At 62.0% G+C, this 26,701-nt stretch carries 30 protein-coding genes and 1 tRNA gene; 16 read left to right on the top strand and 15 right to left on the bottom strand.

Annotation, left to right across the window (positions count from 1 at the left end):
• Positions 1-14 precede the first annotated feature (14 nt).
• The gene (locus tag MOD31_RS13520; RefSeq protein ID WP_250820905.1) at positions 15-1,322 is read left to right on the top strand and encodes a M18 family aminopeptidase; all 1,308 of its coding nucleotides are present in this window, start codon (positions 15-17) and stop codon (positions 1,320-1,322) included.
• 222 nt (positions 1,323-1,544) lie between these two features.
• Entirely contained in the window at positions 1,545-2,951 is a 1,407-nt protein-coding gene (locus MOD31_RS13515) for an amino acid permease (RefSeq protein WP_142937337.1), read from the top strand.
• Positions 2,952-3,037: 86 nt separating this feature from the next.
• On the opposite strand, the gene MOD31_RS13510 is transcribed toward MOD31_RS13515, so the two are convergent.
• Positions 3,038-3,697 carry a DUF1345 domain-containing protein gene (locus MOD31_RS13510; protein ID WP_250820904.1) on the bottom strand — a complete coding sequence of 220 codons (660 nt, stop codon included), beginning with the start codon at positions 3,695-3,697 and terminating at the stop codon, positions 3,038-3,040.
• A 26-nt stretch (positions 3,698-3,723) separates the two neighbouring features.
• The gene (locus MOD31_RS13505; protein ID WP_165450151.1) at positions 3,724-3,894 is read right to left on the bottom strand and encodes a hypothetical protein; all 171 of its coding nucleotides are present in this window, start codon (positions 3,892-3,894) and stop codon (positions 3,724-3,726) included.
• Between the two features lie 130 nt (positions 3,895-4,024).
• On the opposite strand from MOD31_RS13505, the gene MOD31_RS13500 reads away from it, so the two are divergent.
• A tRNA-Leu gene (locus tag MOD31_RS13500) sits at positions 4,025-4,107 on the top strand.
• A 106-nt stretch (positions 4,108-4,213) separates the two neighbouring features.
• On the opposite strand, the gene MOD31_RS13495 is transcribed toward MOD31_RS13500, so the two are convergent.
• Positions 4,214-4,552, bottom strand: a complete 339-nt coding sequence (locus MOD31_RS13495) for a YnfA family protein (RefSeq protein ID WP_250820903.1) — start codon at positions 4,550-4,552, stop codon at positions 4,214-4,216.
• 232 nt (positions 4,553-4,784) lie between these two features.
• Here MOD31_RS13495 and rpsF point away from each other — a divergent pair, with 232 nt between their 5' ends.
• From rpsF to rplI, 4 genes are all read left to right on the top strand, one after another.
• Entirely contained in the window at positions 4,785-5,090 is a 306-nt protein-coding gene (gene rpsF, locus MOD31_RS13490) for a 30S ribosomal protein S6 (RefSeq protein WP_011776755.1), read from the top strand.
• Positions 5,091-5,139: 49 nt separating this feature from the next.
• Positions 5,140-5,721 (top strand): single-stranded DNA-binding protein, encoded by a 582-nt coding sequence (locus MOD31_RS13485; RefSeq protein ID WP_011776754.1) that lies wholly within the window; start codon positions 5,140-5,142, stop codon positions 5,719-5,721.
• Between the two features lie 128 nt (positions 5,722-5,849).
• Positions 5,850-6,089: a 30S ribosomal protein S18 gene (gene rpsR / locus MOD31_RS13480; protein WP_003800144.1), complete on the top strand. Its 240-nt coding sequence runs from the start codon at positions 5,850-5,852 to the stop codon at positions 6,087-6,089.
• A 17-nt stretch (positions 6,090-6,106) separates the two neighbouring features.
• The gene (gene rplI / locus MOD31_RS13475) at positions 6,107-6,559 is read left to right on the top strand and encodes a 50S ribosomal protein L9 (RefSeq protein ID WP_142937339.1); all 453 of its coding nucleotides are present in this window, start codon (positions 6,107-6,109) and stop codon (positions 6,557-6,559) included.
• 77 nt (positions 6,560-6,636) lie between these two features.
• Here rplI and MOD31_RS13470 read toward each other — a convergent pair whose 3' ends face one another.
• Complete coding sequence (locus MOD31_RS13470) at positions 6,637-7,059, bottom strand: DUF1801 domain-containing protein (RefSeq protein ID WP_250820902.1); 423 nt, start codon at positions 7,057-7,059, stop codon at positions 6,637-6,639.
• A 72-nt stretch (positions 7,060-7,131) separates the two neighbouring features.
• Between MOD31_RS13470 and MOD31_RS13465 the strand changes: the two genes are divergently transcribed.
• The gene (locus MOD31_RS13465) at positions 7,132-7,983 is read left to right on the top strand and encodes a PhzF family phenazine biosynthesis protein (protein ID WP_250820901.1); all 852 of its coding nucleotides are present in this window, start codon (positions 7,132-7,134) and stop codon (positions 7,981-7,983) included.
• A gap of 6 nt (positions 7,984-7,989) precedes the next feature.
• Here MOD31_RS13465 and MOD31_RS13460 read toward each other — a convergent pair whose 3' ends face one another.
• The 3 genes from MOD31_RS13460 to MOD31_RS13450 all read right to left on the bottom strand — a co-directional run bounded on the left by MOD31_RS13460 (position 7,990) and on the right by MOD31_RS13450 (position 11,378).
• Positions 7,990-9,537: a DUF6297 family protein gene (locus tag MOD31_RS13460; protein ID WP_250820900.1), complete on the bottom strand. Its 1,548-nt coding sequence runs from the start codon at positions 9,535-9,537 to the stop codon at positions 7,990-7,992.
• Positions 9,524-10,201 (bottom strand): ABC transporter ATP-binding protein, encoded by a 678-nt coding sequence (locus MOD31_RS13455; RefSeq protein WP_250820899.1) that lies wholly within the window; start codon positions 10,199-10,201, stop codon positions 9,524-9,526. Before MOD31_RS13455 ends, MOD31_RS13460 begins: the two co-directional genes overlap by 14 nt.
• Before the next feature lie 85 nt (positions 10,202-10,286).
• Positions 10,287-11,378 (bottom strand): acyltransferase, encoded by a 1,092-nt coding sequence (locus MOD31_RS13450; RefSeq protein ID WP_274595828.1) that lies wholly within the window; start codon positions 11,376-11,378, stop codon positions 10,287-10,289.
• Positions 11,379-11,694: 316 nt separating this feature from the next.
• Between MOD31_RS13450 and MOD31_RS13445 the strand changes: the two genes are divergently transcribed.
• Complete coding sequence (locus MOD31_RS13445) at positions 11,695-12,594, top strand: diacylglycerol kinase family protein (RefSeq protein ID WP_142937347.1); 900 nt, start codon at positions 11,695-11,697, stop codon at positions 12,592-12,594.
• Between the two features lie 6 nt (positions 12,595-12,600).
• On the opposite strand, the gene MOD31_RS13440 is transcribed toward MOD31_RS13445, so the two are convergent.
• Positions 12,601-13,488 carry a hypothetical protein gene (locus tag MOD31_RS13440; protein WP_250820898.1) on the bottom strand — a complete coding sequence of 296 codons (888 nt, stop codon included), beginning with the start codon at positions 13,486-13,488 and terminating at the stop codon, positions 12,601-12,603.
• 616 nt (positions 13,489-14,104) lie between these two features.
• Here MOD31_RS13440 and MOD31_RS13435 point away from each other — a divergent pair.
• Both MOD31_RS13435 and MOD31_RS13430 read left to right on the top strand, forming a co-directional pair.
• Positions 14,105-14,398 (top strand): DUF4287 domain-containing protein, encoded by a 294-nt coding sequence (locus MOD31_RS13435; protein WP_250820897.1) that lies wholly within the window; start codon positions 14,105-14,107, stop codon positions 14,396-14,398.
• A gap of 76 nt (positions 14,399-14,474) precedes the next feature.
• Positions 14,475-14,918: an SRPBCC family protein gene (locus MOD31_RS13430; RefSeq protein WP_250820896.1), complete on the top strand. Its 444-nt coding sequence runs from the start codon at positions 14,475-14,477 to the stop codon at positions 14,916-14,918.
• Between the two features lie 2 nt (positions 14,919-14,920).
• Here the strand turns inward: MOD31_RS13430 and MOD31_RS13425 are convergent, their stop codons facing one another.
• Entirely contained in the window at positions 14,921-15,883 is a 963-nt protein-coding gene (locus MOD31_RS13425) for a hydroxymethylglutaryl-CoA lyase (protein ID WP_250820895.1), read from the bottom strand.
• Complete coding sequence (locus MOD31_RS13420) at positions 15,880-17,130, bottom strand: CaiB/BaiF CoA-transferase family protein (protein WP_142937352.1); 1,251 nt, start codon at positions 17,128-17,130, stop codon at positions 15,880-15,882. Before MOD31_RS13420 ends, MOD31_RS13425 begins: the two co-directional genes overlap by 4 nt.
• Before the next feature lie 243 nt (positions 17,131-17,373).
• Here MOD31_RS13420 and MOD31_RS13415 point away from each other — a divergent pair, with 243 nt between their 5' ends.
• The 4 genes from MOD31_RS13415 to MOD31_RS13400 all read left to right on the top strand — a co-directional run bounded on the left by MOD31_RS13415 (position 17,374) and on the right by MOD31_RS13400 (position 20,593).
• Positions 17,374-18,450, top strand: coding sequence for an alpha/beta hydrolase (locus MOD31_RS13415; RefSeq protein WP_223941296.1), 1,077 nt, complete (start codon positions 17,374-17,376; stop codon positions 18,448-18,450).
• Positions 18,451-18,508: 58 nt separating this feature from the next.
• Positions 18,509-19,465, top strand: coding sequence for an alpha/beta hydrolase (locus MOD31_RS13410; RefSeq protein ID WP_250820894.1), 957 nt, complete (start codon positions 18,509-18,511; stop codon positions 19,463-19,465).
• Positions 19,466-19,560: 95 nt separating this feature from the next.
• Positions 19,561-20,187 carry an FMN reductase gene (locus MOD31_RS13405; protein WP_166842003.1) on the top strand — a complete coding sequence of 209 codons (627 nt, stop codon included), beginning with the start codon at positions 19,561-19,563 and terminating at the stop codon, positions 20,185-20,187.
• A gap of 49 nt (positions 20,188-20,236) precedes the next feature.
• A complete protein-coding gene (locus MOD31_RS13400) occupies positions 20,237-20,593 on the top strand; it encodes a zf-TFIIB domain-containing protein (RefSeq protein WP_250820893.1) in 357 nt (118 codons plus the stop codon).
• A gap of 3 nt (positions 20,594-20,596) precedes the next feature.
• Here MOD31_RS13400 and MOD31_RS13395 read toward each other — a convergent pair whose 3' ends face one another.
• Together MOD31_RS13395 and MOD31_RS13390 are read right to left on the bottom strand one after the other, a co-directional pair.
• Positions 20,597-21,172, bottom strand: coding sequence for a hypothetical protein (locus MOD31_RS13395; protein ID WP_166841964.1), 576 nt, complete (start codon positions 21,170-21,172; stop codon positions 20,597-20,599).
• A 7-nt stretch (positions 21,173-21,179) separates the two neighbouring features.
• On the bottom strand, positions 21,180-21,653 hold the full coding sequence (locus MOD31_RS13390; protein WP_142937382.1) for a hypothetical protein: 474 nt from the start codon (positions 21,651-21,653) through the stop codon (positions 21,180-21,182).
• Positions 21,654-22,244: 591 nt separating this feature from the next.
• Between MOD31_RS13390 and dnaB the strand changes: the two genes are divergently transcribed.
• On the top strand, positions 22,245-23,633 hold the full coding sequence (gene dnaB / locus MOD31_RS13385) for a replicative DNA helicase (protein ID WP_017197290.1): 1,389 nt from the start codon (positions 22,245-22,247) through the stop codon (positions 23,631-23,633).
• Between the two features lie 29 nt (positions 23,634-23,662).
• On the opposite strand, the gene MOD31_RS13380 is transcribed toward dnaB, so the two are convergent.
• Genes MOD31_RS13380 through MOD31_RS13370 form a run of 3 tightly spaced genes read right to left on the bottom strand, consistent with a single transcriptional unit; the run spans position 23,663 to position 26,680 of the window.
• Entirely contained in the window at positions 23,663-24,121 is a 459-nt protein-coding gene (locus MOD31_RS13380; RefSeq protein WP_166841963.1) for a ribose-5-phosphate isomerase, read from the bottom strand.
• 9 nt (positions 24,122-24,130) lie between these two features.
• The gene (locus MOD31_RS13375; RefSeq protein ID WP_250820892.1) at positions 24,131-25,867 is read right to left on the bottom strand and encodes a dihydroxyacetone kinase family protein; all 1,737 of its coding nucleotides are present in this window, start codon (positions 25,865-25,867) and stop codon (positions 24,131-24,133) included.
• Between the two features lie 39 nt (positions 25,868-25,906).
• Positions 25,907-26,680 carry an SDR family NAD(P)-dependent oxidoreductase gene (locus MOD31_RS13370; RefSeq protein ID WP_250820891.1) on the bottom strand — a complete coding sequence of 258 codons (774 nt, stop codon included), beginning with the start codon at positions 26,678-26,680 and terminating at the stop codon, positions 25,907-25,909.
• Positions 26,681-26,701: the final 21 nt, after the last annotated feature.

The following is a 26,701-nucleotide window of genomic DNA, read 5'->3' as shown; positions in this document are numbered from 1 at the left end:
CTAGACTCGGTGGCATGCCTTCGAATGCCTCCGCCGCAATTGACCACATCAAGGACCTCGGTGCGTACGTGTCGGCGTCCCCGTCCAGTTTCCACGCGGTGCACGAAGCCGCACGTCGACTGGATGCTGCAGGCTTCACCGGATTGGATGAACTGAAGCCGTGGAATGGTGGAGCGGGTAAGTTCTACGTAATCCGCGACGGTGCACTCATCGCTTGGGTCACACCCGAAGGCGCCGGACCAACCACTGGTTTCAATATCCTTGGTGCACACACGGATTCGCCGTCGTTCAAGCTGAAGCCGAAGCCCACCACCGGCAAATTCGGATGGCTGCAGGCGGGCGTCGAGGTCTACGGTGGACCGTTGCTCAATTCCTGGCTGGACCGGGAATTGCAGTTGGCCGGCCGATTGGTACTGCGTGACGGTACTGAGCACCTGACGGCGACAGGTCCGCTTCTTCGCTTCCCGCAGCTTGCCATTCACTTGGATCGCGGCGTCAATGACAACGGGCTCCACCTTTCCAAGCAGCAGCACATGAACCCCATCTTCGGTCAGGGCGATGCTGCCAGCGAGGACCTTCTGGGATTGCTCGCCGATCGTGTGGAAGGCGCCACTGTTGATGCCGCGGACATCGGCGGTTACGACGTCGTTGTGGCGGACACGCAGGCATCTGCGGTTTTCGGGGCCAAGGGTGAGTTCTTCGCCTCCGGCCGGCTGGATAACCTTTCCTCCACGCACGCGGGGCTTCTGGCGCTGATAGCCCACGCCTCCGCAGCGCCTGCGTCAGGCCCGATCGCCGTCCTCGCAGCGTTCGATCATGAGGAGATCGGTTCCAATTCCCGATCCGGCGCCTGCGGACCCATCCTTGAGGACATCCTGGTGCGCATCTCCGACGGCCTTGGCGCTTCGGTGAGTGAAAGGCGGCAGGCCATAGCGGCGTCGTTCTGTGTTTCTGCGGACGCCGGCCACGCAGTCCACCCGAACTACGCGGAAAAGCACGATCCCGCCAACAGGCCGGTGCTCAATGGTGGTCCACTACTGAAAATCAATGCCAACCAGCGCTACGCCACGGACGCTGCGGGAGCTGCTTTTTGGGCCAGGCTTTGCGCCGAGTCCGGCGTTCCTTATCAGGAGTACGTCTCCAACAACGATCTCCCGTGCGGTTCCACCATTGGGCCTCTCACTGCTACCCGCCTCGGGATCCGGACGGTGGACGTGGGTATCCCGCTGCTGTCCATGCACTCCGCGCGGGAACTGTGCGGAGTGGAGGATCCCAGGAGCCTGGCCGCTGTGGTGGAGCTCTTTTTCGCCACTTCGGTCTAGGCTGAAGCGTCAAGCACTCATTTCAGGGGTATTACAAAAGTTTCCTATAGGAAACTTTGGATGCTTTGAGGTTTACATTTTGTGCACGGTTTCTGTTTGGGCGTCTTCAAAATGTTTGGTTGCACAGTATTCAGCGCGGTGTAGCAGGTTAGCGTGATGTAGTCATGTGGCCCGTGGCACACCACTGTGGCCAACCCCAAACCCAAAGGACGGCGCAGAACCATGCACGCTGACCAACAGCTTTCCAAGTCCCTGAAGCCCCGACACCTCTCCATGATCGCTATTGCCGGCGTCATCGGAGCCGGACTGTTCGTTGGTTCCGGAGCCGCTATCCAGCAGGCCGGTCCGGGTATTCTTGTTGCCTACCTTGCTGCCGGACTGGTGGTCATCCTCGTCATGCGCATGCTGGGTGAGATGGCTGCGGCCAACCCTGAGACGGGCTCGTTCTCCACCTATGCGGACAAGGCACTCGGCCGCTGGGCCGGCTTCAGCATCGGCTGGCTGTACGCCTGGTTCTGGATCATCGTCCTTGGCATTGAAGCCACGGCCGGTGCGGCCATCATGCATCGCTGGGTTCCCGGAGTGGATCAGTGGATCTGGGCACTCATTCTGATGGTGCTCCTCACGCTGACGAACCTGGGATCCGTGAAGTCCTACGGCGAGTTCGAATTCTGGTTCGCGTCCATCAAGGTTGCGGCAATTGTCATCTTCCTGCTCGCTGGCATCGTTGCAATCCTCGGTCTCATGCCGGGTGTTTCCGCCCCCGGCGTCGCCAACCTCCTGGATCAGGGTGGCTTCATGCCAAACGGTCCGGGCGCAGTCCTGGCCGGCATCCTCGTAGTGGTCTTCTCGTTCTTCGGCGCCGAAATCGCCACCATCGCCGCCGGCGAGTCCGAAAACCCGGTGGACGCCGTCAAGAAGGCAGTGAAGTCCACCGTGTGGCGCATCCTGATCTTCTACATCGGCTCCATTGCCATTGTGGTGACCTTGCTGCCGTGGAACGATGCTTCCGTGGCCAAGAGCCCATACGTAGCCGTCATTGAGCTTTACGGAATTCCGGGTGCAGGCACCATCATGGACATCGTTGTCCTCACCTCGGTGCTCTCCTGCCTGAACTCTGGGCTGTACACGGCCAGCCGTATGCTCTTCTCCCTCTCGCAGCGTGGCGATGCTCCCCGGTCTTGGATGAAGATCTCCAAGCGTGGCGTTCCGGCTGCGGCAGTGCTCGCTTCCACCGTGGTGGGATTCCTCACCGTTGGTGCCAACTACATCGCGCCGGACTCCGTGTTCCTGTTCCTGGTGAATACCTCTGGTGCAATTGCGCTCTTCGTATGGTTGGTGATCGCAACTTCGCAGCTCATCCTGCGCAAACGAATGGGTGCAGCCGCCAAGGATCTCGATCTCAAGATGTGGTTCTTCCCGTACCTTACGTGGATCGCCATTGCGGCCATCGTGGCGCTGATCATCGGTATGGTCATCATCGAATCCACCCGCGAATCGTTGTTCCTTTCGCTGGCGCTGGCCGCGATCGTGGTGGGCATCGGTGTGCTTCGCTACCGCCGGAAGGGTGCCACACCTTCCAACCCGGTGCCCGCCGGGGAAGCTGAGGACGCCAAGATCGGTTCCTGACCGGGTTGGTTTTTTCATAGCGGGACAGCCGCCGTCAATACCCGACGGCGGCTGTCCTGTTTCGTTTTAAGGGCACCGGTGCGCGGCTACTGGGCCAAGCCGATGACCAGGTTGATGGTGACGGCCAGAATGACAGTGCCGAACATGTAGGACAGCAGGCTATGTTTGAGTGCCTCGGCGCGGATCGCGTGATTGCCGAGATTAGTGTCCGACACCTGATACGTCATGCCCAGGCTGGTGGCCAGGTAGGCAAAGTCCGTGTACTGCGGAGGGCGCTCTTGGTTGAAGCTGATGCCGCCCACTTCACCTCCGGCCCGTCCATCCTGGCTGTAATACAACTCGGCGTAGCGCAGCGTGAAGAGGGTTTGGACCAGCATCCAGGACAATCCCACGCATGCCAAGGCGAGTGCCGCAGAGGAAAGACGCGTGCCGGTTCCTTGCGTATGCGAATCGACGATGACAGCGGCGACGGCTGCAAGGCTGGCCAGGTTGGCAATCAGAATCAGCACGTCCGTGAGGCCGCGAGATGGGTCCTCGGAGGTCGCGTGCTGCTCGGTCTCTTCCGGATCCAGCCGTGCAATCACCAACCACACCCACGCCACATAGACCAGGGCGGCCACGGCCCAGCCAATTGCCGGAGCTTCCACCCAGTTGTCCAGGGCGCCGGCAACGGCAAAGGCCGAGGCGCCGGCCAGAACCATGACGACAAAGCGCAGCCGGCTCCGCTTCACCCTGACGTTGTGCATGTGCTCACCCTAACCAGCGGGAGAGCTCAAAAGTCCGTTTGCCGTGACGGGTCGCTGGCATCTTGTTCATTGCGCTTTTTGTCGGCCTGCAGGATGCCGTCCCTTACGCCGGAGCGGATCACGAAGTACAAGAAGTAGAGGGCGATCGCGGAGAAGACGACCGTCAGAACCAGGGCGTTCAGTGGTGTGGCATCCATGGCCCCAACCCTAGTGGCAGGCTGTCACGGCAGGCCAAGCCGGTAGGAATCCACGAATTTCCGTTCTTCGTGCTAATGTCTTTGACGCTGTCAAGGAGAAAAACGAAACACTGTTTCTCCTGATCACCTTGCGCGGGTGGCGGAATGGCAGACGCGCTAGCTTGAGGTGCTAGTCCTCGAAAGGGGGTGGGGGTTCAAGTCCCCCTCCGCGCACAAAGAAACCCCCGGAAGGTGATCTTCCGGGGGGTTTTGTCGTTTCTGGGCGCTAGGCCCGGCCTCGGACGCCCGGCCTTGCACGTCCGGCCTTGCACGTCCGGCCTCAGCCGCCCGGCCGGGGTGCGAACATGATGACGCCTACACCCACGATGCAGATGGCGGCGCCGATCACGTCCCAGCGATCCGGCCGGAAGCCGTCCATCAGCATTCCCCACGCAAGGGAACCGGCAATGAACACGCCGCCATAGGCCGCCAGGACCCGGCCGAAGTGAGCCTCGGGTTGGAAGGCCGCAAAGAAGCCATAGATTCCCAGCGCCACGACCCCGAGCCCTGCCCACCACCACGCTTTGCCTTCGCGCACGGATTGCCAGATGAGCCAAGCTCCGCCGATCTCTGCGACGGCTGCCAAAACGAAGAGAATGGTGGACTTCAGAATGGTCATAGCCCCAGTATTCCTTGCTGCCCCGCCGGGTTATCCACATACGCAACTTGGCCGGTTTCGGCCGGAGATTCCGCCGAATAGCTTTGAGTGCAGGAGATGCACTAAGATATTGAAGTCTGTGTTACGCCCTCTTGCCGTGTTTTAGGTCGGGGAGCGCCAATGCAGCATCGCAAATGAACCTCCTGTTACGGAAATACCGTAACCGCTTAGCCCAAAGGAGGTGGGTTCACATATGCGTCCTTACGAATTGATGGTAATCATCGACCCCGAGGTCGAAGAGCGTACCGTAGAGTCGTCGCTTCAGAAGTTCCTCAATGTCATCACCACCGATGGTGGAACCATCGAAAAGGTTGACATCTGGGGCCGTCGCCGTCTGGCGTACGACATCAAGAAGAAGTCCGAAGGTATCTACGCCGTGGTGAACTTCACCGCAGCGCCGGCTACCGCCAAGGAACTTGATCGCCAGCTGTCTCTCAACGAGACGATCATGCGCACCAAGATCATCCGCCCTGAAGACCAGAAGGTCGTTGCTGAGTAATCAGCCCCTTCCAATCTTTAACCCGCAGGAACGAACAAGGAGGCAGTAGATGGCAGGCGAAACCACTATTACGGTCATCGGTAATCTCACCAATGACCCCGAGCTGCGGTTCACCCCGTCTGGCTCAGCAGTAGCGAACTTCACCATCGCTTCTACTCCCCGGACCTTTGACCGCCAGTCCAATGAGTGGAAGGACGGGGAAACCCTGTTCCTCCGCGCATCGGTATGGCGCGAAGCAGCCGAGAACGTGGCCGAGTCCCTTACCAAGGGCATGCGCGTCATCGTTTCCGGCCGTTTGAAGAGCCGTTCTTACGAGACAAAAGAAGGCGAGAAGCGCACCGTAATCGAGCTTGAGGTCGATGAAATCGGCCCGAGCCTGCGTTACGCAAACGCCAAGGTCAACCGTACCCAGCGCTCCGGCGGTGGCCAGGGTGGCTTCGGTGGCGGTAACGCCGGTAATTCCGGTGGCTTCGGAGGAGGCGCTCCTGGTGGAAACCAGGGCGGCGGCAACTCCGGTGGAACCTGGGGCGGCAACCAGCCCGCACAACAGCAGGATGATCCTTGGGCGACGCCCGGTGTCAGCAATGCTGGCGGCTGGGGCAATGGCCCGGATTCCGAACCTCCCTTCTAAACACCAAATAAACGTCCGACGCCGGACACTCACCGTAAGTGCCGGAAGGCACCATGGTGACAACCGCCGTCGAACACCACCATCCCGTGGATCAATATCCACGGGCTCCATAGAAAAGGAGCTCCACGATGGCTAAGGCTGAACTCCGTAAGCCCAAACCAAAGTCCAACCCCTTGAAGGCCGCTGACATCACTGTCATCGACTACAAGGACGTAGCACTGCTGCGCAAGTTCATCTCCGATCGCGGAAAGATCCGCGCTCGTCGCGTCACTGGCGTTACCGTTCAGGAACAGCGCAAGATCGCCCAGGCAATCAAGAACGCCCGCGAAGTTGCTCTGCTGCCTTACTCCGGCGCTGGCCGCGGCTAAGGAAGGGATTAACTAACATGGCAAAGCTCATTCTGACCCACGAAGTAACCGGCCTCGGTGCTGCTGGCGACGTTGTGGAGGTCAAGGACGGTTACGCACGTAACTTCCTGCTCCCCCGCGGCTTCGCTCTGACCTGGACCAAGGGTGGCGAGAAGCAGGTTGAGACCATCAAGGCTGCCCGCGCCGCTCGTGCGCACGCTTCTGTTGAAGCTGCACAGGCACAGGCCCAGGCTCTGTCCTCCAAGAAGGTCAAGCTCGAGGTGAAGGCCGGCGAGTCCGGTCGTCTCTTCGGCACCGTCAAGCCTGCTGATGTCGCTGCTGCTGTTGAGGCCGCTGGCCTCGGCGCCATCGACAAGCGCAACGTTGAACTGCCGAACCACATCAAGTCTGTCGGTTCGTACACGGCCAACGTTCGCCTGCACGAGGATGTTTCTGCTGTCATCGACCTCGAGGTCGTTGCTAGCAAGTAGTCTCTGACTGCAAGGAAGGCCCCCGCTACCGAATTCCGGTGGTGGGGGTCTTTTGCTTCCCCCCAACTGGCGGGGGATTACGGTGTGTGGAGCTCCTCCATGACGTGCTTGTAGCCGGTTCGGATCATCTCTGCGAGCACACCCCGGTCCACGTCATCGAGCTTGTTGACGTAGAGGCAGGCGGCGCCGGTCTTGTGCTTGCCGAGTTCGGGTAGCAAACGGTCTGCATCGGGACCGTAAGTGAGTCCGTACAGCGCCAGGTTGGTCTTGCGCGGAGAGAACCCGACGGCGGCTGAGTCACCCTCGCGGCCGCTCTCGTACTTGTAGTGATAGCTACCGAAGCCGACGATTGACGGGCCCCACATGACGGCTTCCTGGCCGGTGATGTCGCGCATCATTTCCAGCAATTCAAAGCCGTCCTCGCGCCGCTTGGGGTGTTCCACCGCGGCCAGGAATTCTTCCACGGAGACGTCCGTGGGTTGGGTCTTGTTCTCTGCCATAGGGGTAGTGTGGCAGACGCGCCACGGGTGCGTCAGCATATCGGGTCAGCACCCCGGTGATAGCCTTCAGCGGTGACTTCAGAAGCCCTGCGTATTCGCCCGTTCCACCAAGTAGACGTCTTCTCTGAGGTCCCGTACCTTGGCAATCCGCTCGCGGTGGTGGTGGATGCCCTAGGCCTCAGCACGGAAGTGATGCAACACTTCGCCAACTGGACCAACCTCTCCGAGACGACGTTCCTGTTCCCTCCCACCCACCCCGAAGCGGACTATAAGGTGCGGATCTTCACGGGCAGCGAGGAGTTCCCTTTCGCTGGCCACCCCACGCTGGGCTCGGCGCACACGTGGCTGCATGCCGGGGGAGTGCCCAAGACTGGCGGCGTTGTGGTTCAGGAGTGCGGCGCGGGTTTGGTGCGAGTAAAGCACGACGCCGGTCGCTTGGCTTTCGCTGCGCCACCGCTGACCCGCTTCGGTCCGGTGGATGAGAATACGCGGGCGCAGCTCGCTGCCGGCCTGCAGCTGCCCGAGGATGCCCTGCTGGATGCGTCGTGGCTGGTCAACGGACCCACGTGGATCGGCGTGCTCCTCGGTTCGGCTGAGCAGGTCCTGGCCGTGGGGCCGGATCTCGCTGCCATGGGTGACCTGAAGGTCGGGATCATTGGCCCCCACAAGCCCGGGGCCGGCATCGACTTCGAGGTGCGTACGTTCATTCCCGGCGACGCCATGGTGGAGGACCCGGTCACGGGAAGTTTCAATGCCGGTGCGGCCCAGTGGCTGATCGGCAGCGGCCGGGCTCCCCGCGAGTATGTTGCCGCCCAAGGTACTGTCCTGGGCAGGGCTGGCCGTATTCACGTCAGGGCGGAGGATGGCGAAATCTGGGTGGGCGGTGCCTCAGTCACGTGCATCGAAGGCACGGTGCTGCTCTAAGCGCTGCTAGGAGCGCTTGGGGCGTGTCAGGACAACCAGCAGGAAGATGCCGGCACTGAAGGCCGCCTGGACAGCAACAACGGACGTCGGTACGTAGCCAAGGTACAGGGCCAGCAGCATCGGAACCATGGCCAGGACGGTCACGTCCAGCCCGCGCATCAGGGAGCCGAGTTGGGCCCGCGGTACCGGCCCGAAGGGGGTCTCCACCGGCGGGGCGGTCCAGTCGGGTGGGGTCCTGGTGGCTGCGCGGAGTGTCCCGGCACCCATCCCGACCCCGGCCAGGGCACCAACGCCTATCAAGGCAGGGTTCGCAGCCCCGAGCAGCACCAACAGACTGCAGAGCACAGCCATCCACACGGACATCGCCACGCACGGCATCAGTGTCCGGCTTGTTCGCACAAGTGCCGGATGCAGCGGAAGCATTGCGTCGAGTTCAGGGACCAATGCCGTTTTGCGGGCCACACCGCCCAGTCCGGAAGCCGTGGCACACCCTGCGATCACGATCACCGTCAACTGTGCGAACTCGGGTAGGCCACCCTTCACCAGCAGTATGGCGATGCAGGCGGTGAGCCACAGGACCGGCGGCGTCACCGGGGGATTGAGCCTGAGGAAGGCCACCGCGTCAGCACGGATCAGCGCCCTCAGTGGGCCCCGCGTGGGGCGGGCGTAGAAGCGGGCTGCCCTGCCGCCGTCGATCCTCTTACGATTGCCGCCCAGAGCTCTGAGCACCTCGTTGGAGTCCATCATGAACAGCGACGCACCGGCGTGCCCGGCAACGGCGCCGCCGCGTACCAGTTCGTCTCCCCGCACCTGGCCGGCGCGCGGCACCACCACGGCAAGGAGCCCGACGGCGGCAACGGTCGCCAGTGCTGTGGGCCACGGAGAGGATGAGAACGCCGGAAGGACAGAGCACGCAAGAACTCCCGCCGTCGCAATTGTCTTGCCAAGCCGCGGACTCAGTAGGGCAAGCTGCTGAAAGGCGGCTAGAGTCACCGCGATGGAACCCGCAGCTCCGAAGGTGAGTGCGGCAAGAACGTGTTCGCCAGGAGCACGGTCAACAGCGGTCACCATGCTGAAGGGCAGGTAGATGATGGTTGATCCGGCTGCGGTAAGGGCCACCCTGCGAATGAAGGGTGGCAGAACCATGGGCCGGCGGTCGACGGGGAGCGTGAGCCACCAAGTGCTCTCTGCTCCGTTCACTGATATCGGTCCAAGCTTCCGGGCAAGGTTGCTGATGACCAGGAGGGCCGCGAGTGTGATGGACGTCCACAGCAAGGACTCCGGCAGCACCACCCATTGGGCCCGGATGATGCTGTTCTGCGGTGATGTCCTCTCCGCGATTTCGTTGCGCAGCGCCAGGACGAACGAGGCCGCAATGGTCAGGGAAACACCTATGCCGAGTCCCCAGCTGTAGGCGTCAACGAAGCGGGTTCCCCACGAGATCCGGCTGCGTTTGTAGCGCCGGGCGGATTGGCGGGTGAAGCGGACAATGTCCGAGGCCAGCTCCCGGTATTGCGGGGAACGTTCAAGGGCAAGCACGTCAGGATCCGGCAATGATCGAGGCCCCCTGCTCGGGGTGAAACTCCTGGACTTCCTCGCCAATGACCAAACACGTGGTGGCCGTGGCGAGCAGCAGTTGCGGATCGTGGGTCACCAGGACCACGGCACCACCGTCTTGGGCATGCGCGGCGATTCGATCACCCAGGGCGTCGCGCATTGTGGGATCCAGCCGCTGTTCCGGCTCATCCAGGATAAGGAGCGACGACGGGCGGATGAGCCCGGCGGCAAGCAGTAACCTGCGGCGCTGGCCGGAGGACAACGCATCCGGAATGGCGTGGGCCCTGCCCAGGAGCCCAAAGAAGTCCAGTTCTTCTTCAACGCGAGCTTCGGGGTCATCCAGGGAGTGCCCACGGGCAATGAGGAGCAAATGCTCGCGGACTGTGAGGGACGGGAAGAAGAGATCGTCGTCGAAAACTGCGGAGACGTGCCGACGGAACGGTACCGCGTCCGGATCGATGAGGAGGCCGTGGACCTTGATGTCTCCGGCCAGGGCGCTCTGCCGTCCCGCAATGGTCCGGGCCACCGTGGACTTTCCGGCGCCGTTGACGCCTACCATTCCCCGGACTTCACCAGCGTCCACCGTCGCGGTCACTTCGCCGCAAACCGGAGACCCGGCATAGCCAACCAGCAGCCTTTCGGCCTCCAATACCTTCCCCATGGTGCAACCCTACCGGCGGGATTGCGTCACCCTCTGATAGCCAAAGTTGCTGCCCACTTCGCGGCGGAGAAGAAGAGATGCCTGTTTAGGCCTTGTTGGCGGGTACTGAGTACGGGGCAGTCGTGCGCCTCGAGGTGGATGTCAACCGCTTCCCTAACAGAATCAGCGGCTGTTCGACGGTACGGGCCAGTACCTCTGCAACACCGAATGACATGGCGGCGGCCAGGACCAGCCTGACAATAGCGAGCCCAAAATTTCGTTGGTCAGCAGGGATAGCCATGCTCACCACGTCGATGCAGAAAGGGTGGAAAAGGTAGATCGCATACGTCCTGGTCCCCAGGAAAGCGACAGGCTTCCAGCTCAGCAACCTTGTGAGGGGCGAGGTAGCAAGGATGAATGAAGGGAAAAGAAGCGCAACGGTGAAGGAGAACAGGACGTGCGCATTGCCGCTCTCGGCGCCGCCGGGGAGGACCGGGTCAAGAATGTAGGCGGTGATAGCTACAGGTATGAGCGCGGCAGCCACTCCGGGGTGCGCGAGCTTTGACACCATCTTGAATCCCCGGTGGGTGTGCATGGTGAGGCCAAGGACGCAACCGGCAAGAATGGCGGTGTAAATCCCGAAGTATCGCGCACCTTCACAGTAACTGGCCGCGGAGGCGAGGACGAGCAAAACGCTGGCCGTGGCCAGTCGATGCCTTCTTATCAGCGGTATGGCGAACATGAGGAACGGCCACACGATGTAGAACTTTTCCTCGATGCCAAGCGACCAACTGTGGACAAAGCTGCCACCGCTGGCGAGATCCCCATTGAACGTTGCCAGGAGCGGTAACCGCTCCGCAAATTTGACCGGACCCTCACCCAGGCCGAACACGAAGACGCCCACTGCGGCCGTTGAAAGCGCAATGTAATAAAGCGGCAGGATGCGAAAGGCCCTTCTTACATAGAACTGAAAGATCGACACCCGGCCACGTCGGCGTTCCTCGCGGATCAGGAGCGATGTGATCAGGAAACCGCTGATCACAAAGAAGAGAGTCACTCCCATTGACCCGTTGAGAAATCCCCAGATGTGGGGGTCGCTCATGTGAGAGACGAGGACTATTGCGATGCTGACGGTTCGGAGCCCGTCTAGCTGCGGCCAGTACCGGGCGGACAAGAAGGACGACTCAAGCTTTTCCACAGATCCCTTTTCAGGCTTCACTGCCTGCCTTGAGACATCGCGGCAGGTTCACGCCAATCGTCTAAATAGTGTGAACGGGCCAGGGGGTTTGGTCCGTTCACACCATCTATTTGGTCTACGCAGCGCGTTGTTGTGGACCTGCGTAAAGGCGTGTGGTTAGTGCCCGACTTCTCCGTGGCCGCCTATCGTGGCAAACTCAAAGAGCTGGACGGGCACATGAGGGCTGGCCGCCCCTACCTCACTCACTCCACCGGCACCTGATTGACGCCCAGCGCATTGGGTAGAAGTTAAGCGGGCGCATCTAGGAGGAGCACATATGGATACTGCACGGACCTTTGAGTCGATTGTCATCATCTTCAACCCCAACAGCACCGGGGACGCACCTGAGCTCGCGCAGCAGCTGCACGACAAGCTCAAGCAGCTGCTCACGTACCAGTCCGAAATTACACTTCAGCCCACTGAGCATGCCGGGCATGCTGTGGACCTGGCGCGTGAGGCGGCCTCAAAGGGCGGCGACGTCCTGGTGGTCTCCGTCAGCGGCGATGGGGGGTACAACGAGGTTGTCAACGGCGTCATGCAGGCGGAGAATCCGCGAGCCGTTTCCGCGGTTTTGGCTGCAGGCAACGCCAACGACCATAGCCGGATCATTGGCACCAAGCCGTTGGAAGAGGCCATTGTGGAGGGCCGCGTCCACAACATCGATCTTCTTCGGATTCACACGGGTCAGAATGATGATGCGCCCTATGAATACGCGCATTCCTACATCGGATTCGGCCTGACCCCGGTGGTGGCCACTGAACTGGAAAAGGGCAGTAAGGGCGCTCTCAAGGAAATGGTCACCGTGATCCAGACCTTTTCCAAGTTCGAGCCTTTCGGCATCCGCCTGGCGGATGGAAAGCGCCGGAAGTTCGACAGCCTGGTGTTCGCCAACATCAATGAAATGGCCAAGTACGCCACTTTGAGTGAGGCAGAGGATCACCCGTCCGACGGAAAGTTTGAAGTCATCACTTTTCCGCACATGCCCAAGTGGCGTGTTCTGCTGACCGCGCTAAAGGCCACCACCCAGGGCCTTGGTGATCAGCCGAGCGTGAGCAGCTATGAATTCACCACGCTCAAGCCGCTGCCGTATCAAATGGACGGCGAGGTCAAGTCCGTGGAGGCTAACGTCAAGGTCAGGGTGGAGTGTGCTCCCGGGGCGTTGGCTACCCTCGGCTAGGCACCTCTAGCCTGCCGGGGCACAGGCGGCCGTAACGAAGTCATAAATCCGGCCGCGCAGTTCATTCGAGGCCGCAATCTTCAGCACGCCCCTCCGGTCACCAACGGTCACCCTCAGCGGCAGGAGGGTGCCCACCTTGTCTTCAGCAACAGCGTGGGGATCGCAGCGGGCGGGCCGGATAGTAAGAGGTAGTTCCTGTTTGCGCGCGCCCACGGCGAGATGTGCCGGCCAGGGGTCTGCCGGAGATTGCGCCAGCAAGGTGGTCTCCTCAAATGACTCGATAGTGAGGCTTCCCGGGTCAGTCCCCGGCGTGGCCGGCGTGATGAGAAGGCGTACGACGGCGGTGCGGCCGTCAGCGGCCACCTCCAGCGCGGGGTCCAGGACCATGACAGCGACGGCGGCGGCCTCCGATGCCAGGCACAGCTCGCCGGCGTTTCTGGAAAGGACGCCGAAGGGATCGGAAGCGTTGGTGCTGGCCTCCACGGGCTCCTTGCCCGGTTCTGCGTAGGTAATCCTGGCGTTAAGTGCTGTTGTTGTGCCTTCTGATACTTCGCAGGCGGCCGCGGGCAGTATTGCGGGCAGGCTCTTCGGCTGACGGGGTGGCAGTTCGAGGCCGCCAGCAGAAGGCTTCCAGGCGATGTCACCTTGGAACAGCGGGGATTGCAGCTGCGCCACAGTCACAGTTATTGGCGAATCCGTGGTGTTGGTGAGCTGCAGCAGGATGGCCTGTTTTCCGTATTGGTCCCGGGACTGGTTAATCTCCACAGCCACGGGCTGGGTACTCCCGCTGCCGGAGGGAGAGCCGGTACTGCCGGAGCTGCAGGCGGCCAGAAATGGCATGGTCATGGCCAGAGCCAGACCCGTCGCAAGGAAAAGCCACCGCCGGCACGTCATGCGATCAGTGTAGGGGCGCGGACGAGTAGGAGGCTCCGGGCCAACCAGTTGGAGCCCTTCCGCGGTCCGCTCTTGCCCGGTATCCGCTTCGCGGCTAGTACTCTGAAATAAGAGGCGAATATGACAAGGAGATCCATAGCTTCCCCGCACTGCTATGGGCGATTCCGGTGCAGGTTTTTCTTAGAGTCCACAAGTTTGCTGCCCCGCAACGGTGCGAAGCCAGGCCCATTTCGGCTGCCAGGGATTCGGCAGTATGCGGTGCTTCGACCTCTACTGCCATTTCCCGCCAACAACCACCCGATCCACATTCAGTGGAAACAGCCCTTGGTTGACTGGGGCCGGGAATCGAGGGAAATGCTGAATCCGGTGGAACGGCGCCCTCGTCTATTCCTGTCCAGAGGATGGAGCACACCCATGCAAACAAGACCACTCCAATAAGGAGCACGGCAAAGCATCCTAAGCGCGGACGTGTTTGAGTTTTGCCCGGTTCAGCCACTGATTCCCCCATTTTGCCGATCCCAGCCTACATGGGCATGATCTGTTGCCTTGAGCTGGGTAAGATGACCGCACGCACGCAGAATTCTGCTCGTTGATTTCCGGACGAAAGGCCACCCTGATGTCATTCCAGGCTTACCTTGACGCTATTGAAGACAAGACCGGTCTCACTCCGCGTCAGTTGGTTGAAATAGCAGACACCAAGGGCTTCAAAGACCCTTCGGTGAAGGCCGGGGCGATTCTTGAATGGCTCAAAGCGGACTACGATCTTGGACGCGGTCACGGAATGGCGTTGGTGCATGTCATCAAGAAGGGGCCGCGGATTGACAGCAAGCATGTGGGATCGGACGGCACGCACCGCGACGAATCGTACACTCTCTGGTTGGATGGCAAGGCGGGCAAGCCCACTCCTTAATGCCCCTGTGACATGCTGACGCTAAGCATGCTTAGGTTAATCAAGCCATCCTGGTGAGCACGCAGAGAGGACCACCATGTCCATAGTGACCCAGTTGTTCAAAAGCCCCGCCGCGGACGTATGGAAAGTGATCGAGGATGGCTGGCTCTATACAGGCTGGGTGGTGGGTGCCTCCCGAATCCGCTCCGTGGACGCGGCATGGCCCCAGCCAGGAGCCAAGCTGCATCATTCCGTGGGCTCTTGGCCCTTCCTCATCGATGACAGCACCAGTGTCACCACCGTGGAGACCGGCCGTAAGCTGGAGCTGCTTGCCCGGGGATGGCCCATGGGTGAAGCAAAAATAGTGATCACCCTTGAAGATTTGGGTGGCCATCAGTGCCGTGTTTCCATTGCCGAAGACGCCGTGCGTGGGCCGGGAAAAGTGGTTCCCAAGGTCCTGCGGGATCCTGTCATCGGGGTCCGGAACCGGGAGACCTTGAAGCGCCTCGAACTGATGGCCGCTGGTGGGGCAGGCAGGTAGGACTAGGTGGTGTAGGGCGACGGCCTGACCCAGTCAAAGGCCGCTGCCTTGGACCTCGCGCCTTGGGCTGCCTTGGAGCGATTCGGTTCGCCCAGTTCGGCAAGCAGCTTCTCCGAAAGCACCACGAGCTCCCCGAAAACATCCGGGGTGAGCCACTCGGGCCGGGTTGCAAAGAGGATGTCTTCGCTGGAGGTGTTGCCGCTGGCGCCGGGTGCGAACGGGCAGCCGCCCAGTCCGCCGAGGGCCCCGTCCACCATTGCGGCACCGGCTTGGATGGCGGCAAGTGTGTTGGCCACGCCCAGGCCCCAAGTGTCGTGGCCGTGATAGACGATTCGCCGGGCGGGGGACTCGTCCCGGACCCGGGTGATCAGGCGGGCTACCTGCGCTGGAACGGCTTGCCCCAGGGTGTCGCAAATGACGATGTCCGTGGTGCCCTCGGCCCGGGGGTCGTTGGCGATCGAAAGAATGCGCTCCTCCGGAACGTAACCTTCGAACGGGCAGGTGAAGGACGTTGCGATGCACAGCTGGATCTGGCCGTTCACCGCGCGAGTGTACGCAACAGCTTCGGGCAGGGCGGCCAGGCTCTCATCAGTGGTCCGCCCGATGTTCGCCTTGTTGTGGGAGTCGGAGGCTGACAGGCAGTACTGGAAGTTCCGCGCACCAGCTGCTGATGCTTTGGCTACGTGGCCTGGTGTGGCTACCCAGATCCAGCATTTCTCCAGTTCTTCTGGGGTGAGGGCCCGGACTACTTCGAGTGTGTTGGCCATGGTGGGGACAAGGTCGGCGCGGGCCATGGAGCCGAGCTCGATGGCGGGAACGCCCAGCCGCAGCAGTTCCCGCACGGTTTCGATCTTCTGGTCCGTGGGCAGGAGTTTGCCGGTGAGTTGGAGTCCGTCGCGCAGGGTGACGTCCCTGAGGATGACGTTGCCCAGCGTGGATGCCAGGGGGCTTTCGAAGCGGTTCATGGTCGGAGGGCCTCCTCGCGGCCGGAAGCCGCATTGATCTGCGCTGCATCCATGGTGAGGAGTCCGCCAAGGATTTCCTGCGTGTTTTCGCCCAGGTCGGGGCCGAGGTTTCGGATGGGCAGGGACTGGTCTCCGATCACGGGAACAATGCCGGGGAATCCGACACCGGGGAGGATTTCCTCGCCGGTGGAAACGTCGAACTTCTGGATCATGTTGCGGGCGGCGTACTGGCTGTCCGTGCTGATGTCCGCCGCGGTGTAGATGGGACCGGCGGGAACACCGGCGGCTTCGAGGGCTTCGAGGGCCTCGGCGCCTGACAGCGTGGCTGCCCACTCGCCGATGGCCTGGTCCAACTCTTCACGCTTGGCCCAGCGCCCGGCGTTTGTCTGCAGGGAAGGGTCTTCTGCGAGGTCAGGGCGACCAATGGTCTGCATGTACCGCTGGTAGATCGAATCCCCGTTACCGGCCACCACAATGCTCGCGCCGTCCTTGCACACGTAGGCGTTGGACGGAGCGATGCCCTCCATGCGGCCACCGACGCGCTGCCGGTCCACGCCGTATGCCTGGTAGTCAGGGATCAGTGACTCCATCATGGAGAACATGGCCTCGTTCAACGCGACGTCGATGATGCGCTCGGTGAGCGGAACAGCGCCAGCCGAGTCCCGGCGTCGTGCTTCACGCTGGTACAGGCTCATCATGGAACCGAAGGCGGCGTACAGGCCCGCGATTGAGTCGCCGATGGAGACGCCCACCCGTACCGGCGCGCGGTCCGGGTCGCCTACCAGGTTGCGGAATCCTCCGTAGGCTTCGGCGACGGCGGCGAAACCAGGCCGCTGCGACAGCGGTCCCGTCTGCCCGAAGGCGGAAATGCGGGTGACGATGAGGTCCGGGTTCGCGTCGTTGAGAACCTCGGGCCCCAAACCCCACTTTTCCAGGGTGCCGGGACGGAAGTTCTCCAGAAGGATGTCGCATTTGGCTACGAGCTCCAGCACTGCCTGCTTGCCCGCATCCGTGCGGAGATCCAGGACCACTGACTTTTTGTTGCGGTTCAAGGTGCGGTACAACATGGAGGTGCTGCCCTTGTGAAGGCGCCAGTTGCGTAGTTCGTCGCCGGTCCCGGGCCGCTCCACCTTGATGACCTCAGCTCCGAAGTCGGCCAGCAGCCTGCCTGCCGTGGGCGCGGCGATGTAGTTGCCGAGCTCCAGAACCCGGACGCCGTCCAGAGGGGCGATTGTTTGGTGTGTCATGGTCTTCTTTCGTGCGGGGCGGATAGGCGGTGGGCGCGCCGATGAGAGTGCACCCCTACACTCTGGCTCAAAAGTGACCGCAGGCGCTAGAACGCGTCGTGGGTTACACGCGGTGGATGGTCGTTATGACGTTCGACGGCGGCGAGGGGTTCCGCTGGCGGCGGCGCGGCCGCTGTCCTGACCCTCGGGGACGACCCTCCGCCTTAGCATGGTCCAGAGGTACGCCGACCGGGGGAGTGTGTGATGGGGCCGTTGGAATCGAACCAAGCCAGTACGAGGCAGGATGAGCAGGCACGTACGGGCCTACGTTCCAGCACCAAGCGAAAGCGCTCCGCGCGGCGACGGAAGCTTGAGTTGGCGATCCTGCTGGTGTTGGTAGTCGCGCTGGCACTTTCGGCTACTCCGTGGCCCTCGGCGCTGCTGATCCGTGCTGTTTTTGAGCGCGGAGCACAGGCAACCATTGACGAAATGACTCCATACGTTCCGGATACGCCGCTGCAAACCCAAGAAGGGGTGGTCTACAAGCCCGGATCCACCTTTGATGTCTTTAGTCCTCAAGGCACCACGGCGGCACTTCCCACTGTGGTGTGGATTCACGGTGGCGCGTGGATTTCAGGAGCGCAGCGCGACGTGAATCCGTACCTGAAGATCATCGCCGCCGAGGGCTACACCACCATCGGCATGAGTTACCCCATTGCACCGGAGGCCACCTACCCCACGGCGGTGCGGGACATCAACGAAGCTCTCGCCTATATCAAGGCCAATGCCGCCGAGCTGAACGTGGACGCCAGCCGCATAGTTCTGGCCGGTGACTCCGCCGGCGCCCAGCTCGCCAGCCAGATGACCACGCTCACCGTAAACCCCGGGTATGCCAATCTGATGGGAATTGAGCCCGCGCTCCAGAAATCGGATCTGGCTGCCACCATCCTGCATTGCGGCGTGTACGACCTCAGGGCCATGGCGGATCTCAACGGGATTGTGGCCTGGGGATTCAAGACGTCACTGTGGGCCTACACGGGCACCAAGGACTGGTCCGCTACCTACGCCGGGGCCACCATGTCCACCATCGATTTCGTGACCGACGACTTCCCTCCCACGTTCATCAGCGGCGGCAATGGTGACGGGCTCACGTGGCTCCAGTCGGTTCCCTACAGCAACCGGCTGAAGGATGCGGGAGTTCCGGTGACCGAGCTGTTCTGGCCGGCCACTCACCAGCCCGAGCTACCTCATGAGTATCAGTTCCATTTGAACTTTGCCGAGGCCCGTGAGGCGCGGGACAAGACGTTCGACTTCCTGTCCGAGCACGCGCTGAGGCGTTGAGCACGGCAGAACCCTAGCGGACTTCAATTTATCTCCATGATGGAACTATTCTTGAGGAATGACTTCCTCTTTGCAGGTCACCGCAGACAAGCGCCTACCGGTTTTGTTCTGGGTTTCCGCCGTGTGCGTGGCCGCGTTGGTCCTAGTTCCGGGGTGGATGCTGCTGGGAAATCCGGCCGTACTGCGTGGTCATCCGCTCCTGCCGTCGCTCCTGGTGACGGCCGCCGTCGTCGGAGTTCTCTGGGGTATTTTGCTGTGGCGTCGACGCCGTAGCTCCTCGAAGCGGTCCTTGGCCAGGGCTGTGGGTGCGTGGGCCGCGCGCGTCGGCGTGCTGGCACTTGTGGCCATGCTGGCGTGGCTGAATCCCTTCGCATACCAGGCCTCCGAAGCGGCTGAAGCGGGATCGGTGGCCGGATCCATGGTGGAATCGTCCACAGCCATCACCATGAAGCCGGCCGGGGCAGCTGTCACCAAGGGGCTCGTTTTCTATCCGGGCGCTCGCGTTGAAGCGCGGGCGTATGCGGACATCCTCAAGCCAGCGGTGGACGCCGGGGTCCTCGTGGTGATTCTCAAGACGCCCCTGAATCTCAGCCTGCTGGACGGAAGCCAGGCACGTGGGGCCATGGCTGACCATCCTGAGATCTCCACATGGACGGTGGGTGGCCACTCGCTGGGAGGGGTGAGCGCGAGCTCTTTTGCTCTGGGAAACAAGGATGTGGATGGTCTGCTGCTTTACGCCTCCTACCCTTTGGACTCCTTGCGTGACCGGTCGGGACTGCAGGTTCTGTCCATTTCCGGCACCGAAGATGGCCTCAGCACGCCGGCGAAGATCGACGCCTCCCGTGAGTTGCTGCCCGCCGATGCCACCTTCGTTGAAATCCGAGGCGGGAATCACGCGTTCTTCGGAAGCTACGGTGCGCAGCCCGGCGACGGCGAACCCTCTGTGGATCGGGGCGTTGCCCAAGAGCAGATTTCCGCGGCAACCGTGGCGTTTCTGATGCAGCTCAAGGAGTAGCCAAGACGCCGCGGGAATACTTCTGACTCATCACCCGTTCAGTGATTTAGATGCAAATGCATGTAAGCTGGATGAACGAGCAACAGGAGAATGCCATGGAAACCCGCCGCATCACCGTACTTTCCGCCGGACTCGGCGTCCCGTCGTCGAGCCGCTTGCTGGCCGACCAGCTGGCCGCCTCCACCGAGCGGCAACTGCGCGCGGCCGGGTACGACGCGAAGATTGACGTCGTTGAACTGCGCGACCTCGCAGTGGACATCGCCAACAACTTCGTCACCGGCTATGCCGCACCGCGCCTGGCGGACGTGATTGCCGGCGTCGAGGATTCTGACGCCATCATCGCCGTCAGCCCCGTCTTCAGCGCCTCTTACAGCGGCCTGTTCAAGTCGTTCATCGACGTCCTGGACCCGAAGTCGTTGGACGGCAAAGCCGTGCTGCTGGGCGCCACAGGCGGCACCGACCGCCACCAGATGGTCCTCGACTACGCAATGCGTCCCCTGTTCAGCTACCTGCGCACCAGGATTGCGGCCACCGGCGTCTTCGCGGGGCCGCAGGACTGGGGAAACACCGACGACGGCGCCTCGCCCCTGTCGGTGCGCGTAGACCGAGCGGCCGGTGAACTCGTGCAACTATTGAGCGGTTCCCAGCCGCACCGGAAGAACGATGCACTTGAGTCGCTGCCGTTTGAACAGTTGCTTGCCGGAATCTCAGCAGGCAGATAGGACGAACTAATTGCCAGGGCCGATCGTTGGGGCAAACATGAAATGTCCTGTGGATTCCATTGACCTGGTGATGAGCGAACGAAGCGGCGTGGAGATCGACTACTGCCCGCAGTGCAGGGGCGTGTGGCTGGATCGCGGGGAGCTGGACAAGATCATTGACCGGGTCGCTGCGGAGACCATTCCAGCCCCTGCCCGGCCTGCCGCCGCACCGTCCCAGCCGCCGATCGCGCCCCCGCCCATCTACAACCCCTTCGAGTCCCGGCCACAGCAGCCGCGGTACGACGATAGGGATAGGCGCGACTACGACCGGAGGGATGACGACCGACGCGACGGCTATGGTCGCGACCAGTACGGCCGCAAGCGCAAGAAGAAGGAAGGTTTCCTGGGGGACTTGTTCGACTTCTAGCTTTTAGTCGTCCAACAGCTCAATGAACTCGCGGGCCTGCTTGATGTTGATGTCTGAGTGGCGCGTCAAAGCAAGTGCCGCGCCCTCAACATCGCCGCTCTTTGCCAGCGTGCGGATACGACCGTAAATCTCGTCGTTGAGCATGTTGCTGCTCACTTCCCGGGTGACATCGCCCTTACTGACGATTGCCCTGTACCTGTAGGGGAAACGTTCAGGCTCGTCGTCGTCGTCGGCAATCAAATCTTTGGGTGTGGCTTCCGGAGTGAACGGCTGGGGGTGCGCCGCCAGTGCGCCGACGGCGTCACGCGAGGCCCGCAGGCCCTCTCCAGTCGCCTGCAGGTAAAGCTTGATGGCCGCCATGCCCTGTCCCTGGGCAATGAGCGAGTAGAGCTGCCTGTGCTGCTCTTGATTCAGCTTCGCTGCAGACTCTCTGGCCAACTCAACCGCGTCCTTGGGTGCATTCGCCGCTGCGAAGTCGGCCTTGCTTTCGACGGAGCGCTTGGTGAAAGAGCGAATAAGCAGGAGCACTCCCGCAATGACCGCAACGAGGATCAGGAGCGGGATGAGGATGGAATCCATGGCGTCGTCATAGCCGATCTACGTAGTTCTTGGCAGTAAGCAAATCTGAATGGGTGGCCTGGCGGAGGACTTTGATGGCCTCGATCTTTTTACCGCTGCGGACCAGGTTTTGTAACTCGAAGGCCAGTTGAGGGTTCAGTTGACCGTTGGGGAGCACTGCTGGTTGGTGTCCCGTTTGTCCGGCAGCGTGAGACCGCGCAGCCTGTGCCTGAATGGCCGTCCTGCTGTTCTCCACCTGCTCGCGATGGCTGGCCTCGTTCTGGCTCGGCTTGGTAGTGGCATCTATGCGGGCGCGAAGGGCCAGTGCCTCCCGCACTTGGGACGCTTGGTGGGCAGCGGAACGTGCCGCCAGTTCGCGTTGATACCTCTCGGCGTCGGAAAGGCCGGTATCGCGCGGCTTGAAGGCTGCCGTGAGCGCCCACAGCAGGCCCACGAGGACAAGAAGCGGAAGGACAATCGTCAGTACGTCACCAAAGTTCATCCCCATGCCTAGAGCTTATGCCAGAACTTGGTTATCCACAGCACATTCCACTTCCGGCATAGGCTTCTGAGAGATCTCTGTCAAATTAAAGACGGTTTTGTAAGATGCATCACATTTCGAGTATGTATCACCGGATTTTCCGTCCTTGGATGACCCCCGGAGCTGTAGTGTCTGTGGATTAATTGCTGGCAAAACTTTCTCGCGTCCACAGCGTGTGGGGAGTGTTTCCGCAGGTCAGAGCGTTATTTCCCGTGAAAGAAATTCTCTATCCACAGGGTAACGCACAGTCTGTGCACAACCTCTGGCTGGTATTCCACAGGTTATCCACAGGGGGTGTGAAGCACCTGCTGTAACGTGTCTGGAGTGTCCATTTTGGGCACGAATATCCCGCGAAAGTGTTTCCTGGGCTTCCAAAAAGTCACCACTTGAGAAGAGCCCATGGAAGCCACTGTGGATAACCTGTGGACGCGGCTATTCTGTCGGGCCTGCGTGACATCGTGAGATGCACCAGGCGGACACTTGGCCACGCACTGCGCTTTACGGGCCGCCAGGGAGTTCAGCTCTACAGCGGCACACAAATGGAGGACGGCTTTGTCAGTAACGCACTTGGACTCAATCGAGGGCTCACGCGCTTCGGACTCGAGCCGGAAACCTCCCCAGGACATCCCCGCTGAACAGTCGGTGCTCGGTGGAATGATGCTGTCCAAGGACGCAATTGCCGACGTCGTGGAGATCGTTCGCGGACACGACTTCTACCGTCCCGCCCACGAGACCATCTATGAGTCCATCATTGACCTCTACGGCCGCGGTGAACCCGCTGACGCCGTCACCGTCTCGGATGAACTGACCAAGCGTGGTGAGATCAACCGTATCGGCGGCCCCGCCTACCTCCACGAGCTCATTCAGACCGTGCCAACGGCGGCCAACGCAGGCTACTACGCTGAGATCGTTGCAGAGCGTGCGGTGCTACGGCGCCTTGTTAACGCCGGCACCAAAATCGTCCAGATGGGCTACGGCCAGGACGGCGAGGTGGAAGACCTCGTCAACCAGGCGCAGGCCGAGGTGTACGCGGTGGCGGAAAAGCGTACTGCCGAGGATTACGTGGCGTTGAAGGACGTCATGGAGTCCACCGTGGACGAGATCGAAGCTTCGGGTCACCGCGGCGAGGGCATGACCGGCGTTCCCACCGGCTTCTACGAGCTGGACGAACTGACGCACGGACTCCACCCGGGCCAGATGATCGTTATCGCCGCCCGTCCTGCCGTGGGTAAGTCCACGTTCGCGCTGGACTTTGCCCGCTCCGCTGCCATCAAGAACAACCTGGCCACGGTCATGTTCTCCTTGGAAATGGGCCGGAACGAAATTGCGATGCGTCTTCTCTCAGCAGAAGCGACCATTGGCCTGCAGGATCTCCGCAAGGGCACCATCAAGGACGAGCAATGGTCCAAGATCGCCACCACCATGGGCCGCATGAACGATGCTCCGTTGTTCATTGATGACAGCCCCAACATGTCCCTCATGGAAATCCGCGCCAAGTGCCGCCGCCTCAAGCAACAGCACGACCTCAAGCTCGTGATCCTCGACTACCTCCAGCTCATGAGCTCCGGCAAAAAGGTGGAATCGCGCCAGCAGGAAGTTTCCGAGTTCTCGCGTGCGCTCAAGCTGCTCGCCAAGGAGCTTCAGGTTCCCGTCATTGCCCTGTCGCAGCTGAACCGTGGTTCCGAGCAGCGCCAGGACAAGCGCCCCATGGTGTCCGACCTCCGTGAATCCGGCTCCATTGAGCAGGACGCCGATATGGTGATCCTGCTCCACCGTGAGGACGTCTACGACAAAGAGTCACCGCGCGCAGGCGAAGCTGACATCCTCATCGCCAAGCACCGTAACGGTCCCACCAAGGACATCGTGGTGGCATTCCAGGGCCATTACTCCCGCTTTGCCAACATGGCCGGTGAAACCGGGGCGGGTGGCGGCGGCTTCTAGCCCCTACTGCCCGGCCTGGGAAGAGCTGTTCAGCAGCCCTCGAAGTCCATGAGTACCTTCACCTTGGCGGCCGACCCGGATTCGGGATCGAACGCGTAGCCGATCCATTCCTTGGCCAAGCGACGGGCCAGTTCCACGCCCACAACGCGTTGGCCCATGGTGAGGACCTGGCAGTCGTTGGACAGGATGGACCTCTCCACGGAGAACGAATCATGGGCAGCCGTGGCACGGATACCCGGGACCTTGTTGGCTGCGATCGCCACACCAATGCCTGTGCCGCAGAAAAGGATGGCCCTGTCAGCCTTGCCGTCCCGGATCATTTCACCGGCGGCGATGCCCACGTAGGGGTAGGGCCTGGTGAAGTCCTCGTCCGCGCGGTTCACTCCGATGTCGATCACTTCGGTGATCCTGGAGTCGGCCTCAAGATCGGCCATGATTCGGTCTTTGTAATCAACGCCGGCTTCGTCGGCGCCCACAATGATGCGCATGAAATTCTCCTAGTGGGTTGCTGCAACGGGAACGGCTGTGAAATGGGGCCCGACGGCGGCGAACACCATGGCGAGCGACGTCGCCCCGGGATCCGGCGTGCCGATGCTCTTTTCGGCCAGTGGCCGGGCCCGACCCTTGAGGGGGCGAAGTTCCGCGGTGGACGCAGCAGCCGCTGTAGCGTCGGCTGCGGCAGCTGCCCAAGCGTCCTCCGCAACAGCGCCGGAGGAGATGCGGTCCTCCAGTGAGGACGCGAACGGAAGCAGGGCATCCATCATGGTCTTGTCGCCGATGTCGGCTTTCCCGAGGCTCGCGATGCGGTCCGCGAAAGCTCGAACAGACTGGGCTAGGACGTCCGGCGTCGGGGTTTCTGCGTCCCCCAACCGTTCGCCTAAGGCGCGCAGTCCGGCACCCCAGAGGACGCCCGACGTGCCGCCGGCCTTATCTGCCCACGCGTCGCCGGCAGCGGCCAGTAGCGAGCCGGCACCTGCGCCACGCTCAAGGGCCACGGTTGCTGCTTCCAGGGCGGCTGCTGATCCGCGAACCATGCCACGGCCGTGATCGCCGTCGCCGGCGATTGCGTCCATGTCCCCGAGGATTGATTCGGAATCGCGGAGCAGCGTGGCCGTCGTGTCCAAGGCTCGAAGGCACTGGGCAGCGTATGCGCGGGACTCGGCTGTGGAGGAGTAGTCCGCAGCGGCAACGTTGTCCGTCTCAGCTTCCGCGGTGTCAGAGGAAGCGGCAGCGAACCCCACCGCACCGCGACGGTATGCAGGTGTTAGCGCTGGAGCGGTCCAGTACTCCTCCAGTTCGTCATCCAGCCACGTCAGCGTCAACGAGGCACCGGCCATGTCCAGGCTCGTCACCAGCTCGCCCACCTCCGGCATGACCAGCGTGTAACCGGCCTCGCGCAGCAAGGGAGCCACGGTCCGCCAGAGGACAAAGAGTTCTTCGTGCTTGGTGGAGCCCAGGCCGTTGAGGAGCACGGCCAGGCGGGTGGAAGCGCCCACAGGCGTCTCGGCCAGCACGCGTCGCGCCAGTTCCCGGCCAAGCTCGACGGCGGACGGCAGCTCGGTATCGAAGAGCCCAGGCTCGCCGTGGATACCAAGCCCCAGGCCCATCTGTCCCTCGGGAAGGCGGAACAAAGGCTGCTCGGCGCCGGGGAAGGTGCAGCCGCTGAATGCCGTGCCAATGGTTCGAGTGAACTCATTCGCCTTGCGCCCCAAGCGAACCACGGAGTGCAGGTCCAGTCCGGCTTCGGCAGCAGCTCCCATGACTTTGAACACCACGAAGTCCCCGGCGATGCCCCGGCGCTTCTCAACTTCGTCGAGTGATGCGCTGGCAATGTCATCGGTCACCAGAACGTTGTGGGTGGGGATACCCTCGGCGTTCAGGCGCTCGGTCGCCATGCCGAAATTCATCACGTCGCCGGCGTAGTTCCCGTAAGTGAACACCACTCCCGCTCCGGAATTGGCTGCCTTCGCCACCGAGTAAGCCTGCTGGGCGGAAGGCGAGGTGAAGATGTTTCCCACCACGGCGCCGTCGGCGAATCCCGGACCGATGATGCCGGCAAAGGCAGGGTAGTGCCCGGAGCCGCCACCGGTGATGACGGCAACCTTGGGCGCTGAGGGGCGGCTGCGGCGCACTGCGCCACCTTCCACCTGGCGGACGAGGTCCGAGTGGGCATCGCAGAAGCCAGCGAGGGCTTCGTCGGCGAAGTCGGCGGGATCGTTGAAGATTCTGGTCATGGTGGGTCCTGGTTCTGGATTTCGGACTGGGGGAGGGGCTTAGTGGATGTGGCTGCCGCCGTTGATGTCGATGGTGGTTCCGGTAAGGTACGCGGAGTCTTCCGAGGAGAGGAACGTGATGACGGCGGCTACTTCCTCCGTGGTGGCGTTGCGGCCCAGCGGGATGCCGGCGTTGATGGCGGCTTCCTGCTCATCGGTGCTGCCGACGCGGATGTTCGTGTCCACTGCACCGGGGGTGATGGCGTTGACGGTCACGCCGGTCTCCCCGATTTCGCGGGCGAGTGCCTTGGTGAAGCCCAGGATGGCGGCCTTGGCTGCGGAGTAGGGAACCTTGCCGAACACGCCGCCGCCGCGCTGGGCGGAGACCGAGGACATGTTCACGATCCGGCCCCAGCCGTTGGCAATCATGTCCGGCAGGAAGGCCTTGGTAACCAGGTAGGTTCCCGTGGCGTTGACGTCCATGACTTTGTGCCACAGCTCAAGTGTGGTTTCCAGGAAGGGAACGGGAGAGGTGATGCCGGCAATGTTGGCCAGTGCGCCCACGGGCGGGAGGTTCCCGGCGGCAACCTCTGCGGCAACGGCGGCCTGGGCAGCGATGACGGACGCCTCATTGGCGACGTCGATTTCATAGCCGAAGGCGGGGACGTTGAATTCGTTGGCGACCTCCGCAGCAACCTTGGCGGACTTCTCGCCGTCGAGGTCCAGGATGACTACGCCCCAGCCCTGGTTGGCGTAGCGGCGGGCGGTGGTCAGGCCGATGCCGCGATCGGAGGTAGCTCCGGTGAGGACGGCGGTGCGCTGGATGGTGGTCATGGTGCTCCTTGGGTGGTGGTT

The organism is Paenarthrobacter sp. TYUT067 (genome assembly GCF_023656375.1).
In the GTDB taxonomy this organism is placed as follows: domain Bacteria; phylum Actinomycetota; class Actinomycetes; order Actinomycetales; family Micrococcaceae; genus Arthrobacter.
This window is presented reverse-complemented; position numbering and strand designations above follow the sequence as displayed.